At 67.2% G+C, this 13,937-nt stretch carries 15 protein-coding genes and 1 tRNA gene; 8 read left to right on the top strand and 8 right to left on the bottom strand.

Features of this window, described 5'->3' with window-relative positions:
* Positions 1-21: 21 nt before the first annotated feature.
* The gene (locus ABIA65_RS10315) at positions 22-717 is read left to right on the top strand and encodes an HNH endonuclease family protein (protein WP_354523450.1); all 696 of its coding nucleotides are present in this window, start codon (positions 22-24) and stop codon (positions 715-717) included.
* 10 nt (positions 718-727) lie between these two features.
* Here ABIA65_RS10315 and ABIA65_RS10310 read toward each other — a convergent pair whose 3' ends face one another.
* On the bottom strand, positions 728-1,321 hold the full coding sequence (locus ABIA65_RS10310; protein ID WP_241403420.1) for a 5-formyltetrahydrofolate cyclo-ligase: 594 nt from the start codon (positions 1,319-1,321) through the stop codon (positions 728-730).
* Between the two features lie 91 nt (positions 1,322-1,412).
* On the opposite strand from ABIA65_RS10310, the gene ABIA65_RS10305 reads away from it, so the two are divergent.
* The 5 genes from ABIA65_RS10305 to ABIA65_RS10285 all read left to right on the top strand — a co-directional run bounded on the left by ABIA65_RS10305 (position 1,413) and on the right by ABIA65_RS10285 (position 5,820).
* Positions 1,413-2,327 (top strand): UTP--glucose-1-phosphate uridylyltransferase, encoded by a 915-nt coding sequence (locus ABIA65_RS10305; protein ID WP_241403421.1) that lies wholly within the window; start codon positions 1,413-1,415, stop codon positions 2,325-2,327.
* 64 nt (positions 2,328-2,391) lie between these two features.
* On the top strand, positions 2,392-3,663 hold the full coding sequence (gene glp / locus ABIA65_RS10300; protein ID WP_241403422.1) for a molybdotransferase-like divisome protein Glp: 1,272 nt from the start codon (positions 2,392-2,394) through the stop codon (positions 3,661-3,663).
* Between the two features lie 17 nt (positions 3,664-3,680).
* Complete coding sequence (locus ABIA65_RS10295) at positions 3,681-4,334, top strand: GNAT family N-acetyltransferase (RefSeq protein ID WP_241403423.1); 654 nt, start codon at positions 3,681-3,683, stop codon at positions 4,332-4,334.
* Positions 4,335-4,469: 135 nt separating this feature from the next.
* On the top strand, positions 4,470-5,705 hold the full coding sequence (sepX, locus tag ABIA65_RS10290; RefSeq protein WP_354523449.1) for a divisome protein SepX/GlpR: 1,236 nt from the start codon (positions 4,470-4,472) through the stop codon (positions 5,703-5,705).
* Between the two features lie 42 nt (positions 5,706-5,747).
* Positions 5,748-5,820: transfer RNA gene (locus ABIA65_RS10285), tRNA-Ala, on the top strand.
* Positions 5,821-6,100: 280 nt separating this feature from the next.
* Here ABIA65_RS10285 and ABIA65_RS10280 read toward each other — a convergent pair.
* Together ABIA65_RS10280 and ABIA65_RS10275 are read right to left on the bottom strand one after the other, a co-directional pair.
* Positions 6,101-6,529 carry a PPOX class F420-dependent oxidoreductase gene (locus tag ABIA65_RS10280; RefSeq protein ID WP_354523448.1) on the bottom strand — a complete coding sequence of 143 codons (429 nt, stop codon included), beginning with the start codon at positions 6,527-6,529 and terminating at the stop codon, positions 6,101-6,103.
* A 7-nt stretch (positions 6,530-6,536) separates the two neighbouring features.
* Positions 6,537-7,679 carry an amidohydrolase family protein gene (locus ABIA65_RS10275; protein WP_354523447.1) on the bottom strand — a complete coding sequence of 381 codons (1,143 nt, stop codon included), beginning with the start codon at positions 7,677-7,679 and terminating at the stop codon, positions 6,537-6,539.
* 129 nt (positions 7,680-7,808) lie between these two features.
* Here ABIA65_RS10275 and ABIA65_RS10270 point away from each other — a divergent pair, with 129 nt between their 5' ends.
* On the top strand, positions 7,809-8,075 hold the full coding sequence (locus tag ABIA65_RS10270) for a YdeI/OmpD-associated family protein (protein WP_241403427.1): 267 nt from the start codon (positions 7,809-7,811) through the stop codon (positions 8,073-8,075).
* 127 nt (positions 8,076-8,202) lie between these two features.
* Here the strand turns inward: ABIA65_RS10270 and ABIA65_RS10265 are convergent, their stop codons facing one another.
* From ABIA65_RS10265 to ABIA65_RS10245, 5 genes are all read right to left on the bottom strand, one after another.
* Positions 8,203-9,144: an amidohydrolase family protein gene (locus ABIA65_RS10265; RefSeq protein ID WP_241403428.1), complete on the bottom strand. Its 942-nt coding sequence runs from the start codon at positions 9,142-9,144 to the stop codon at positions 8,203-8,205.
* Between the two features lie 178 nt (positions 9,145-9,322).
* Positions 9,323-9,826, bottom strand: coding sequence for a nuclear transport factor 2 family protein (locus ABIA65_RS10260; RefSeq protein ID WP_354523757.1), 504 nt, complete (start codon positions 9,824-9,826; stop codon positions 9,323-9,325).
* 70 nt (positions 9,827-9,896) lie between these two features.
* Entirely contained in the window at positions 9,897-10,487 is a 591-nt protein-coding gene (locus ABIA65_RS10255) for a hemerythrin domain-containing protein (protein ID WP_354523446.1), read from the bottom strand.
* On the bottom strand, positions 10,480-10,926 hold the full coding sequence (locus ABIA65_RS10250; RefSeq protein WP_354523445.1) for a VOC family protein: 447 nt from the start codon (positions 10,924-10,926) through the stop codon (positions 10,480-10,482). The genes ABIA65_RS10255 and ABIA65_RS10250 overlap by 8 nt, the downstream gene beginning before the upstream one ends.
* A gap of 16 nt (positions 10,927-10,942) precedes the next feature.
* Positions 10,943-11,521 (bottom strand): TetR/AcrR family transcriptional regulator, encoded by a 579-nt coding sequence (locus ABIA65_RS10245; RefSeq protein WP_354523444.1) that lies wholly within the window; start codon positions 11,519-11,521, stop codon positions 10,943-10,945.
* Positions 11,522-11,629: 108 nt separating this feature from the next.
* Between ABIA65_RS10245 and ABIA65_RS10240 the strand changes: the two genes are divergently transcribed.
* On the top strand, positions 11,630-13,855 hold the full coding sequence (locus ABIA65_RS10240; RefSeq protein ID WP_354523443.1) for an acyl-CoA dehydrogenase family protein: 2,226 nt from the start codon (positions 11,630-11,632) through the stop codon (positions 13,853-13,855).
* Positions 13,856-13,937 lie beyond the last annotated feature (82 nt).

Here is a 13,937-nt window from a genome sequence, read left to right as displayed (position 1 = left end):
TGCAAGTGCTAGAACCGCTAAATGGGTCGGCGCATTCCCGTACTGCTGGTGCTCGTGGTGCTCGGAATCGCCGTCCTGGTGTGGGTCGCGGTGCGTTCCGACTCCAGGCCCGGCGCGGACGAGGCGGCGTCACCGTCGGCGGGCACGATCGCATTCGACCAGGCCAGGGCCGATCTCGGCCGGCTGCCGGTCAAGGCCTGGGACCGCCGCAGCGACTACTCGCGACACCGGTTCGGCAGGGCCTGGAGTGACGAAGTCAACGTCGAGTTCGGCCACAACGGCTGCAATACCCGCGACGACGTGCTGCGCCGCGACCTCGTGAATCTGGTGCTGCGGTCGGGCACGTGCTTCGCCCAGCGTGGCACCCTGCGCGACCCCTACAGCGGCCAGGTCATCGACTTCGTCCGGGGCCCGTCGACGTCCGACGCAGTTCAGATCGATCACGTCGTGTCGCTGTCGGACGCTTGGTACAAGGGGGCGCGGAACTGGGACGATCAACGTCGTCGTGACTTCGCCAACGATCCGCGCAACCTGCTCGCCGTGGCGGGGAACGCCAACTTCGACAAGGCTTTTCGCGATGCAGCCAGCTGGCTGCCGCCCAACGTGGCCTTCCGTTGCGAGTTCGTCGCCAGGCAGGTCGAGGTGAAGTCGGCGTACGGCCTGTGGGTGTCGGGCAAGGAGAAGGACGCCATGGCCGATGTGCTGCGCGACTGCTAGGCCGTTCCCCTCAGGAGGCGATGCCGAGTCGGACGAGACCCAGGTTCGGCGTCAGCGCGTGCGTCATCGGGACGTCGTGGGCCTCACCGGGCAGGTGCTCAACCAACTCCTCGTCGCGGACGACGGCGACCAGTGTTGTCGTCGGCGAGGCCAGGTGCAGCGAGCGGTCATAGAAGCCGGCGCCCCGTCCGAGTCGCACGCCCGACCGGTCCACGGCCAGCGCGGGTACGCATACCAGCGCGGCCTGCGCGATGGCCTCGGGTGGCAGCCACGGCGGCGCGGGCTCGCGCAGCCCGAACGGGGCCTCGACAAGCCCGTCGGCGTCGTACTCGCCCCACGCGAGGGGCCGCGGATGCCCGTCGACCTCGCGGGCTACGGGTAGCAGGACCCGCACGCCCGCTGCGACCAACGCGTCCAGCATCTCGCGCGAGCCAGGCTCCGATCCGACGGGCACATACGCGCAGACCGTCGCGTTCGCTGGCACGTGCGCGACCAGATGACGAAGCAGAGCCTCGGCCTCCGACCGACGTTGCTCGGCGGAGATCTCGCGACGCGCGCGCAGGATCGACCTGCGCAGTTCGGCCTTGGTCGTGTCCGCATTCACGGCTACACCTTGTCATCCAACGGCGTGTCGGGGCGCTGACCTCGCGGACTAGACGGCGCTGCCAGCAGGGTATGGCGATATGGTGTCAACGATGACGACACAGGCTCAGGTGCGGATACCGCGTACCGCGGTGGTTCCCGCCGCCGGGTTGGGAACGCGATTCCTCCCGGCCACAAAGACCGTGCCCAAGGAGTTGCTACCCGTCGTTGACACGCCGGGAATCGAACTCGTCGCCGCCGAGGCGGCGCAGGCTGGTGGCGAGCGGCTGATCATCGTCACGTCCGAGGGCAAGGACGGTGTTGTCGCCCACTTCGTGCAGGACCTCATCCTGGAGGGCACGCTCGAGGCTCGCGGCAAGCACGTGATGCTGGAGAAGGTGCGCCGGGCGCCCGGACTGATCAAGGTCGAGTCCGTCGTACAGGCCGAACCGCTGGGACTGGGCCACGCCGTCGGGTGCGTCGAGGAGAAGCTGCTGCCCGACGAGGACGCCATCGCGGTGCTGCTGCCCGACGACCTGGTGTTGCCGACGGGCGTGCTGGAGACGATGTCGAAGGTGCGCGCCAAGCGCGGCGGCTCTGTGCTGTGCGCCATCGAGGTGCCGCGCGAGGAGATCAGCGCCTACGGCGTTTTCGACGTCGAGGTGCTGCCCGACGCCGACAACCCGAATGTCTTGAAGGTCCTCGGCATGGTCGAGAAGCCGAAGGCCGAGGATGCGCCGTCGCTGTACGCGGCAGCAGGCCGTTACGTGCTCGACCGGGCCATCTTCGACGCCTTGCGGCGGGTGAAGCGCGGCGTCGGCGGTGAGATCCAGCTGACCGACGCGATCGCGCTTCTCATTGACGAGGGGCACCCGGTTCACGTCGTCGTTCATCGGGGCCGCCGACACGACTTGGGAAATCCCGGCGGCTACCTCAAGGCTGCGGTTGACTTTGCGTTGGAGCGCGATGACTACGGACCGGAGCTGAGGCGCTGGTTGGTCGAGCGATTGAATCTGGTCGAACGCTGAACGCGGCGCCGAGAAGGACGCGGGATGGCGCGCGGCGGGTGACGAGACTGTAGAAAGGCGCACATTGCGTTCGGTGGAGGAGCAGCAGGCTCGGGTAGCCGCCGCCGCGGTGGCACCTCGCCCGGTGCGCGTGGCCATTGCCGAGGCGCAGGGGTTGATGTGCGCTGAGGAGGTCGTCACCGAGCGGCCCCTACCGGGTTTCGACCAGGCCGCTATAGACGGATACGCGGTGCGCAGCGTCGACGTCCTGGGTGCAGAACCCATCGGCGAGGTCGATGACGGTTCCAATGTGGGCCGCGTCGAGGAGATCAGCCTGCCCGTGATGGGCGTCATCGAGGCCGGCGCCCGCACGCCGAGCCGGCTGCAGCCCCGTCAGGCGGCACGTGTCCAGACGGGTGCCCCGATGCCGACGCTGGCCGACGCGGTCCTACCGTTGCGCTGGACGGACGGCGGCGAGTCTCGTGTGCGAGTGCTGCGCAGCGTGCGGTCCGGGGCGTATGTGCGACGCACCGGTGACGACGTCCAGCCCGGAGACGTTGCGGTGCGGGCCGGAACGATCATCGGTGCCGCACAGGTCGGGTTGCTTGCGGCGGTGGGTCGCGAACGCGTGCTGGTGCATCCGCGGCCGCGACTGTCGGTCATGTGCGTCGGCGGGGAACTCGTCGACATCTCCCGCACGCCGGGCAATGGGCAGGTTTACGACGTCAACTCGTATGCGCTCGCCGCGGCCGGCCGCGACGCGGGCGCCGAGGTGAATCGGGTGGGCATCGTCGACACCCAGGCCAAGGAACTGCGCGACGTGGTCGAGGGGCAGATCAACCGTGCCGAGGTGGTGGTGATCGCCGGCGGCGTCGGCGGTGAGGCCGCCGAGAGTGTGCGTGCGGTGCTCGCCGAGTTGGGCGAGATCGAGGTGGCCCGCATCGCGATGCATCCCGGCTCGGTGCAAGGTTTCGGGCAACTGGGACGCGATGGCGTGCCGGTGTTTCTGCTTCCCGCCAACCCGGTCAGCGCGCTGGTGGTGTTCGAGGTGATGGTCCGGCCACTGATCCGGATGTCGTTGGGCAAGCGGCAACCGCTGCGCCGGGTGGTGCAGGCGCGGACGTTGTCGCCGATCACATCGGTCGCCGGGCGGAAGGGCTATCTGCGCGGCCAGCTGATGCGTGACCAGGACACCGGCGAGTACCTGGTGCAGGCGCTGGGCGGTGCTCCCGGCGCGTCGTCGCACCTGCTTGCCACCCTGGCCGAGGCGAACTGCCTGGTGATGGTTCCCGGTGAGGCCGAAGAGGTCCGAACCGGCGAGATCGTCGACGTCGCCTTCCTCGCCCAGCGCGGCTGAGCGAACGGGTCGGGCACGTGAACCTCTGGCGCTCGCCGTCGTTACATCCGGGCTGGCCGAGGCCGATTGGGCCGCTCCGGGTGCCGGCGGGACTGGTTCGGCTTCGGCCGGTGCGCCTGCGTGACGGCGCGGTGTGGAGCCGGATCCGGCTGGCTGATCAGGCGCACCTCGAGCCGTGGGAGCCGGTCGCCGAGGTGAGCTGGGAAGTGCGCCATGCGGTCTCGTCGTGGCCGGCGATCTGCTCGGGACTCCGGGGGGAGGCCCGACGCGGACGGATGCTGCCCTATGTAATCGAGCTCGACGGCCAGTTCTGCGGCCAGCTCACCCTGGGCAATGTCACGCACGGCGCCCTGCGATCGGCGTGGATCGGCTACTGGGTGGCCAGCGAGGTCACCGGTGGCGGAGTCGCGACCGCCGCCCTGGCGATGGGGGTCGACCACGGCTTCGGCGCGGTGCGGTTGCACCGCATCGAGGCGACGGTGCGACCCGAGAACACAGCGAGTCGCCGCGTGCTGGCCAAGGCCGGGTTCCGGCAGGAGGGCCTGCTCGAGCGCTACCTCGAAGTCGACGGCGCATGGCGGGACCACCTCTTGGTCGCGATTACCGTCGAGGAGCTCTCGGTGTCCGCGACGTCGGCGCTCGTGCGGTCCGGTCGAGCGAACTGGGCCTGAATCTTGTTACAGATGTGACATCTGTGACGAATGTGCTTGTAAGCGGAGAATTACAGGTGTGTAATTGTCCTCGGCGTGTAACCCCGGACGCGCTGGTCAATCGACCTAGTCTTATGGGGAAAGGAGCCCGGCGCCATGCCAAGCATCCCCCAATCCCTTCTGTGGATCTCCCTCGTCGTGCTCTGGCTCTTCGTGCTCGTTCCGATGTTGATCAGCAAGCGCGACACCGTGCGCCGAACCAGTGACGTCGCTCTGGCGACGCGGGTGCTCAACACCGGCCGCAGCGCCCGCTTGATCAAGCGGCGCGGCCCCGCGGCCGGGCACCGAAGCGATCCCGACTGGCGCCCGATGCACGACGACCGCGATGAGCACGAGGACTTCGACGGGGACGAAGCGAAAACCGCCCCGCGCAAGGTCATCGTGCTGGCCGCCGCCAAGCCTGTGGAGGTCGAGTCCGAGTCGGAGTACCTCGATGTCGACGTCGTGGAGGAGGACTCCGGCGCTCTGCCGCTGGGCGCCACCGCCCGCCAGCGCCTCGAGGATCCCGTTCTGCCACTGGACTTCACCACCGCCGAGGACATCGGCGCTGCGCCCGCCGAAGCAGAGGAGCCCGACGAAGCGGAGGAGCCCGCTGAAGCGGTCTACGAGGCCGGCCCGCCGACTGCTGCCATCCGCACGCCCGCCGATGCGGAGTTCGAGATCGACGAGCGCGTTGCGGAACCCATCGACGAGGTGATCGAGGACGACGTTCTCGAGGAGGAGCCCGTCGACGAAGTAGTGGAGGACGAGGCGTTCGACGACACCGTCGAGGACGAGCCCGCCGACGAGATCGACGAGGAACTCGAGTATCGGGCCGAGGGCACCGACCACGACTACGAGACCGTCGACGACTCGTCGGGTCTTGAGGCCGTCTCGGAGAGTGATCTGGACGACTCGATGTCGCAGCCGCGACGTGACCGCTACCAGACCAAGACCGCCGCCGCGGTGAGCGCGCGCAAGTTCGCGTTCCGCAAGCGGATGCTGATGTCGATGGCGGCGCTGCTGCTCGTTTCCGGTGTTGCGGCCGTCTTCCTGGGCTCGGCGCTGTGGTGGGTGTGCGGCACGGTCGGCGCGGTGACAGTGCTCTACCTCGGCTATCTGCGTCGGCAGACTCGCATCGAGGAGCAGCTGCGACGCCGTCGCGCGCAGCGTATGGCGCGGTCCAGGCTGGGCGTGGAGAACACCAAAGACCAGGAGTTCGATGTCGTGCCGTCACGGCTGCGGCGTCCCGGTGCGGTGGTGTTGGAGATCGATGACGAGGATCCGGTCTTCGAGCACCTCGACTACGCGACCTTTGGCGAATACCACCTACAGCGTGCGGCCGGGGAGTAATTTCGGCCGACGGACCACGGCTGGTAACCTTGCTCTCCGCAAGGGGCTATAGCGCAGTTGGTAGCGCGTCTCGTTCGCATCGAGAAGGTCGGGAGTTCGATTCTCCCTAGCTCCACAGTCAAATGGCAGGTCAGGTAACTGATCTGCCATTTCTGCTATCCGGGTGTCCGAGCACTTGAGTGTCCAGTCCGGTGGTTGCACCCGCCGAGCGTGAAGAAGATGGCGACGTTTCGCGAACTTCTCGCCATCTACTTCACTTTCGACGGCGGTCGTCAGCGGATGGCTAGGCGCTGCGCGGTGCACACTCCTGTTGAAGTTCCGCTGAGCACCATCACGGCGACCGCGGTGGTGTCCGCCACGGCCCAGCAGTGCAAGGTCTGCGTCACACGGCCCAGTCAGTCGGCCACATCGAACGCCGCGATGACCTTGGTCGGCGTGATTCGGACGACCAGTTCGCCGGGAACCCCGTTGCGCCGGCCGAACTCCTCAGCACGGTCCTGGCCCATGTACCGCGCGGCGATCCGTGTGGCGGTTTCTAGAAGATCGGTGTCGTTCGCACTGATCGAGGCGATGCCCTGAACCTGCACGAACGAGAACGGCGGTTTGTCGTCGTCGACAACGAGCACGGCACGGGGGTCGCGAAGAAGCGCACGCCCCTTCGCAGTCGCACTCCCGGTGTTGAAGACCAGCTGGCCGTCCTCGACGAGGAACCAGATGGGGGCCACCAGCGGCCGGCCGTCCGCGGCGAGGTATCCGAGCTTGCCGGTGCGGGTGCCCTCGGACAGGAAGGCGATGACGTCGGCGGTCAGAGACGTGGTTGCCATATGCGACCTAGAAGACTCGGGTCTGGCCCTCGAGCACCGGCACGGTCTCGGGCAGCTTGTAGGTCTGGATGCCGTTGCGGAACATGATGGCCTCGCGCGCGTGCTCGGGCAGGTGTTTGACCAGCCAGCGTGGGTCGTCGAACGTCCAGTGCGGGTAGTCACTGCTGTAGAGCAGGATCTTCTCGCACTCCATCCACTCGAAGGTGCGTGAGAGTTCGGTCTTGTCCTGCGGATAGTCCAGCGGCTGGGTGGTGAACTTGATGTGGTCCTTGACGTACTCGCTGGGCTTGCGCTTGATGTCCATCCAGGACTTGCGCTTCTCGTAGATGGCGTCCATCCGCCACATCAGCGGCAGGATCCAGGTGAACGCGTGCTCGACGAACACGATGCGCAGCGTCGGGAAGCGGTCGAAGACGCCGTCGAAGATCAGGCTCATCACCTGATTGGCCGCCAGCAGCGAGTAGGTGGTCATGAAGTCGTGGTTGTAACTCGGGAATCCCACTGGCGGGGTGGGTAATTCCTCGAAGTGGCTGCGGGACAGATGGCAGCTCACCGTGATGTCGTGTTTCGTCGCGGCACTCCAGACCGGATCGTAGATCGGGTCGCCCCAGGACGGGCGCCGCTCGGCCTTGATCAGGATCTGTGCCATGTACGGGTGGCCAGCCCACTTCTCGATCTCGGCGGCGGCCTCATCGGGAGCCTCTATCGAGACGCAGATCGAACCACGCCACCGTTCGTGCCAGTTGTTGTGGCTGTCCAGCCAGTGATTGGCCTGCCACGCGTTCAACGCACAACTCATGGCGTGGTCCGCCCCGGCCAACCGGGCGGGATAGGCGCCGGGTTCGAGAATCGCGATATCGGAGCCCGCCTCCATGATCAGTTGCCGGAACGCCAGGTCAGGATCGCTGCCGGCGAACTCGCCATCGGCAGGAAAGGTATCGACTCGCATCGCATAGGAGTGCGCGTAGTCGGGCGCGTCGTAGTAGATCAGGTCCCCGAACGCATGAGTGCCGTAGTACTTGCTTCGCCACGGCTCCGGGATGTACTGCGCCAGCTCGCCGCTTCGTGGCATGGGATGGACATCGGAGTCGACGCACCGCACAGCGATGCGCTGGGTGGCCGCGATACGTCGATCGGCTGTCATCGACATGGTGCCTCCTCGCTCACGTACCACTGTGCGACCGCGAGGCTCCCGGTGTCCAGCAACTGGACCTTCTTGATCGGTGACAGACACTCGCGGAGTGAAGGGAACTTCGTTCGCGGGGTTATCGTGGCCTCCATGAGCAACCCGCAAGTGCCCGGCGGGGTGGTGCACGAGCTGCCCGCGGATCTGCGTGACGCGTTGAGGGGCAATGACACGGCACTGGCTGCCTGGAACGACATCACGCCGCTCGCACGTAACGAGTTCATCTGTTGGGTTGAGGACGCCAAGCAGGCGGCGACCCGGGAGCGGCGCATTCGCCGGACCCAGGAGGAGCTGGAGGAGGGCATGCGACGGCCCTGCTGCTGGCCGGGATGCAAGCACCGCGAGCGGACCGGCAGCTAGCGCACGGCTTGTCGTCGGCGTTGGCTGCCGACGGGGTGAGCGTCAGCTTGGCCGCGATATCCGCTCTTTGTAGACCTCTCCTCGCACCTTCTCCGCAAAAGTCGGATCTCGCTGTTCGTGTTGCCTACTACGGGGTGCCCAGGCGGGAGAACAGCGCGGTGGCGTTGTCGCGGTTGATCGCAGCGTGGTCCGTGATGCCTGGGTAGTCGTCGAGACCCGCGGTGAAGTACTGCACTGCCGGCGGCGGGGCGAAGGGCCAGTCGCTGCCGAACAGGACGTGCCCCGGCTTGGCGAACGCGAGCAGGCTTGGCAGAGCGGCGGCGCTGCCCGACAGCGCGGTGTCGAAGTAGAACCCGGCGAAATCCTCGAGGCTGTCCATCGGACTGCGGCCAGTGTCGGCGACCATTCCCACGGCCATTCGGTGCGCGGCGTAGGGCACGAAACCGCCTGCGTGGCTGAGGATGAACCTGATGTTGGGGTAGCGGCGACGGACCTCGTTGCGCACCAGAAGGTACGCGGCACGGGTGGTGTCGAGCAGGAAGTCCGCGGCGAACGGGGCGATGCCGGGGACGGTGGGCCCGGGGAGTTCGGCGGGGTGGATGAACACCACCGCGGCGCGTCGGTCCAGTTCAGCGAACAACTCATCCTGTCCGGGCTGGCCGAGGTAGGTGCCGTTGGTGTTGGCGAGCAGCACCACACCGTCGGCGCCGAGGTCGTCCAGTGCGCGTGCGATCTCGGCGACGGCCTGCCCGAGGTAGGGCATTGGCGGGGTCGCGAAGAAGCCGAACCTGTCGGGTCGGTCCTTGGCCAGCTCGGCACTGTAATCGTTGACCTCGCGGGCGATCCGCACCGCTTCACCCTCGTCGGCGGCGGGGCCGGTGCCGGGTGTGGACACCGACAGGATGCCTGTCGCCGTGCCGATGTCGTCCATCATCGACAGCGCTGACTCGGCGCTCCAGTTCGGTAGGGCGCGGCCTCCCGCGTCGGCGATGCCCTTGGTCCTCAGCCATTCGGCGTATCCCGGCGGCACGATGTGTTGATGGACGTCGATCCTGTTGGGTGCGGACATCCTGGGTCTCCTCCTGGTGCGCCCAGTCGTCGCGGATACCGGCGCCGGCCAGTGCGGGGAACGGTCCCATCAGGATGACGAACGGACCTCCCGGCGAGTGTGAATTGACCGAATTCGCCGACGATTCTGCGCTCTGCAAATGGCCGGGCTCAGCGGGTGCGTCGCGACACCGAGGCGTCTACTTGACGACTCGGCGAGCGACCTTCTTCAAGGCCCTGTGGATCCGGGGCGAGAGATACACGGCGACAAGCCCGTTGAACACGTCTTCGCGGAGCCGGGTGAGTTTGGAACTCGCGATCAGCCACTCGGCGCCGACCTTCTCGTAGGTCTCGGTGTAGTGGCCGTAGCCGCGAAGGTTCACGCCAGGGCCGAACCGGACGACGTCCTCGAGCGCCCACACGCCGCGGGCGGTCGTCGGGGAGGTCAGTTCGATCTCGGGCGCATGCACTTGATGCACGGTGGCCTGGGAGCGCAGGGCCTTCCGGGTGAACGCAACGAACTCGTCGGCGCCGTTGATGATCTTGCCGCCGGACTCGGAGGTGTCGCTGATGAAGTCATCGGCGAAGAGCTGCCGCCAGGCGGTCCAGTCCTTGGTGTCCAGGTAGCGGCAGTAGCGGGCCTTCAGTTGTTTGATCGCCTCAAGCTCGATCAGCACAGCGGCGCTATCGGTCGAGACATCCATACTCACTGCGACTCCTTGTGGGGTAGCCCGTCGATTGACCCATTGTGGGCCAACCCCTGATGGGCTGCGGCTATCCGGGTCGATTCGACTCGCCCTTCAGGCTGCCGATGCCCAGGGAGTGGTCAGCTGGCCGAGGTGCACGTGTCGCCTCGAATCTGTAGACATAGGCCTGCGGGTCACGGTCGACGATGTGCAGGCCCTTCGTCGTGGGGTGCCGCGCCATGAACTCGCTGTACTGCTCGCCCAGCGCCTCACGGAGCCCGATGGGCGCATGGCGGCGAAAGTCTGACAGACCCTCGCGTTCCTCCTCGCCCATGTGGTCGTCGTTCGCCTCGCGGGTCCGATCGACTGCGTCCCACCACTTGGTACTCCCAAGGCTCGCTGCGTCGGCTGCGCGTACACCGTCACGAATTTCGTTGTGATCGCCTATCGCATCGAGTGTCTCACCCTCCGGATCGTCGGCGCCGCGCTTCAAAAGCTGTGGGTAGAAGATCTTCTCCTCGACGTATGCGTGAACATCCAGCTTGTCGGCGAGAGGACGCCAAACCCTCTCGAGCGCATCTCTGTTGGGCGACGCCAGCGCCCGCAGCTCGTCGAGCTGTGCGAACTGCTCGCGGAACCACGCGTGGTCGGCGAGTATCAAGCTGCTGATGTCATCCATGGCGAACTCCTAGGCCGGCGGATCGGGTTCGGGTGGAATGCCCCACACGAGGCAGAAAGTGTGCCCGGCGGGGTCGCGGTAGACGCGGAAGGCATCGCCAGGCCCCTCGTTGCCGACGTCGGGTACGCGAGTTGCCCCCGACTGCCAGCACGTCTCGCTCGGCGGTATCCACGTCGTCGACCTGGATGTCCAGGTGGAACTGCTGTGACCCGGCGGGGTCGGGGAACCGCGGCGGCTGGTGCTCTGGCGAGAGCTGAAACGCCAGCCGGGTGCCATGGGGAGTGGTCAGCACGGTCCAGTTGGCGTCGGAGACGTCCAGCTCGCCACCGACCAGGCTGGCGTAGAACTGCGCCAGCGCCTCCGGATTCTTGCAGTCCACCACCATCGAGCGCAGCCGTCCGATCATGGTGTCGGGATTACCGGTGGGTGGCGTCGTCAAACGAGCGCCACGGGGGCTATACGGCGGGGGTCAGCGAGTTGACCACCATGCGGGTGGTCAGCTCGGCACGGTCGCGCGAATAGGCGCGTCCCTCACTCAGGATCGGATAGACGATGCCGCCGACGATGGCGTCGGCCGCGGCCTGCGCGGTCGGCTCGTCGATGTGCGCGGCGAGTAATCGTGACTTCACCGAGTCCTGAAGCGGCGTGCTGAACCCGCTGCGCAACCGCGCCGCGACGTCCTCGTGCTCCAGCGAGGCGGCGGTCAGAATGCGCAGCATCGCCGCGCCGCGCTCGGTGGTGAGGGTCGCCGCGAGGTTGCGGGCCCACGCGGTGAGGTCGGCACTGAGGTCCGCGGTGTGCTTGACGGGCCGCAGGATCTTGTCGGCATCCGAGAGCAGGACATCGGCCACCAGTGCCGGGCGGCTGGGCCACCAGCGGTAGATCGTCTGCTTGCCGACCCCGGCGCGCGCGGCGACCGCCTCAATGGTCAGGCCGTCGAAGCCGCGCTCAACGAGGAGTTCGCGGGTGGCCGTGACGATCGCCAGCCGAGACTTCTCGTTGCGGCGCCGCGGTGTGGCCGACTCGCTCGACATCGCCCGGCTCCTCTGAGGTCTGTGCGCTTTACAGGGGTGGGACCCTGCCCGTAGTCTGCCATAAGACGAGACGTTTCGTCTCGTATGGATCAGGAAAGGCGAAGCCAGTTGGCGATAGCCATCACCGCAGAGCAGGCGCAGCTCGCCGATGCCGTCGGCCGGTTCGCGGCGCGCCACGCGCCAGTCGACAAGACCCGCAGCGCGCTCGAAACCCTTGCCGTGGGCGAGGTTCCGACCTGGTGGGACGATCTGGTCGCCCAGGGCTTCCACGCTGTGCACATCCCGGAACGCTTCGGCGGGCAGGGTGGCCGGCTCACCGACGTCGCGTGCGTCATCGAGACCGCGGGCAAAGCGCTGCTACCCGGGCCCCTGCTGCCGACGATCACAGCCAGCGCCGTTGCTCTGCTCGCCGAAACCGGGACAGCCGCAACGCTTCTCGGTGAGCTGGCAGGTGGCCTCACCGCGGCGGTGGTATTGCCCGACCGTGCCACCTTCCGCGCCACCGCGACCAAGGAGGGCTGGCAGGTCACCGGCTCCTCGGGTGTGACGCTCGGCGTCTGTTCGGCCGCGCGAGCCCTGGTGGCCGCGCGAACCGACGATGATGCGTTGGTGTGGTTCGTGGTCGACACATCGACTGACACCGCAACCGTGGCGTCCGCGCGGGGAACCGACCTCACCACCGACGTCGGAGTCCTGAACCTCCGCGACCACCCCGTGCCGGAGTCGACGGCACTGCGCGGCCTCGACGTCGAGCGCGTGCGATGCGTTGTCGTCGGTCTGACCGCCTGCGCAACCGCAGGCATGGTCCAGTGGGCGGTCGACGCGGTGTCAGACCACCTGAGGAACCGCGAGCAGTTCGGCAAGCTCATCGGCACATTCCAGGCACTCCAGCACAAGGCGGCGACCCTGCTGGTCAACAGCGAACTGGCGACGTCGGCTGCCTGGGATGCGGTGCGCGCCGTCGATGAGCCGCTGAGCCAACATCGGCTCGCTGCCGCGGGGGCCGCGGTCATGGCCGTGTCGCCCGCACCAGAGCTGGTACTCGATGCACTCACGATGTTCGGTGCGATCGGCTTCACCTGGGAGCACGACCTGCACCTCTACTGGCGTGGCACCACCAGCCTTGCCGCGTCGATCGGCCCCGTCGCCCGGTGGGCTCGGCAGGTGGGTGAACTCACGGGCGTCCACGCGCGGGACACCTCCCTGAACCTCGACGATGTCGAGAAGGAGTTCCGCGACCGGGTGGCCGCCGCACTGGATGAGGCACTGGCCCTGCGCAATGACGGGCCGGGCCGGCAGGGCGACTACGAGCACTTCGAAACCGGGCCCCAGCGCAATCTGATCGCCGACGCGGGTCTCATCGCGCCGCACTGGCCGTCGCCGTGGGGAATCGACGCGAATCCGTTGCAGCAGATCATCATCAACGAGGAGTTCGACAAGCGGTCCGCCCTGGTGCGGCCGTCGCTGGGTATCGCCGAGTGGATTCTGCCCACGATCATCAGCGCAGGCCCGCCCGATGTGCAGGAGCGGTTCATCCCACCGACACAGCGTGGGGAGTTGGCGTGGTGCCAGCTGTTCAGTGAACCCGGTGCGGGCTCAGACCTCGCGGCGCTTGCGACCCGGGCGACCAAGGTCGACGGTGGCTGGCGCATCAACGGGCACAAGATCTGGACGTCCTGCGCGCAGGTCGCCGACTTCGGGGCACTGCTGGCCCGCACGGACCCCGCGGCCGCCAAACACCGTGGCATCGGGTACTTCATCCTCGACATGCGTGCCGACGGCATCGAGATCCAGCCCATCAGGCAGGCCAGCGGCGAGTCGGACTTCAACGAGGTCTTCCTGACCGACGTCTTCATCCCCGACGACATGTTGTTGGGTGAGGCCACCGACGGGTGGAATCTCGCGATCGCCACCATGGCGCAGGAGCGGGTCGCCATCGGGGGTTACGTGAGCTGGGACCGCTTGGGTGCCCTGCGAGCACTCGCCGCCTCCGCCGACGAGGTGGACCGCCAGGACCTCCTGCGCGCGATCGGGGATGTCGAGGCCAACACCAACGCGATCAAGGCATTGGGGGTGCGCGAAACCATCCGGCTGCTCGACGGCCAGGCCGCTGGAACAGCCTCCAGCATCGCCAAGGTGGCCATGAACATCCTGCTGCGCAAGACCTACAAGGCGATCCTGGAGTTGACCGGTCCGCTGGCCATGATCGAGGACTCCGATCCCGCCGTTGTGCAGCCCTACCTGCGCCTGCCTGCCGAGCTTCTCGGCGGTGGCACCAACGAGATTCAGCTCAACATCATCGCCCAGATGATCATGGGGCTGCCCCGCAAATGATGAGCGGGCCGCACAACCGTCGTGCAGATCTCGCGGCGAATGCGCCGAAATCTGCATCACGGTCGTCCACAAGTGAGTACTC

The organism is Mycolicibacterium sp. 624 (assembly GCF_040548615.1).
Classification (GTDB): domain Bacteria; phylum Actinomycetota; class Actinomycetes; order Mycobacteriales; family Mycobacteriaceae; genus Mycobacterium.
This window is presented reverse-complemented; position numbering and strand designations above follow the sequence as displayed.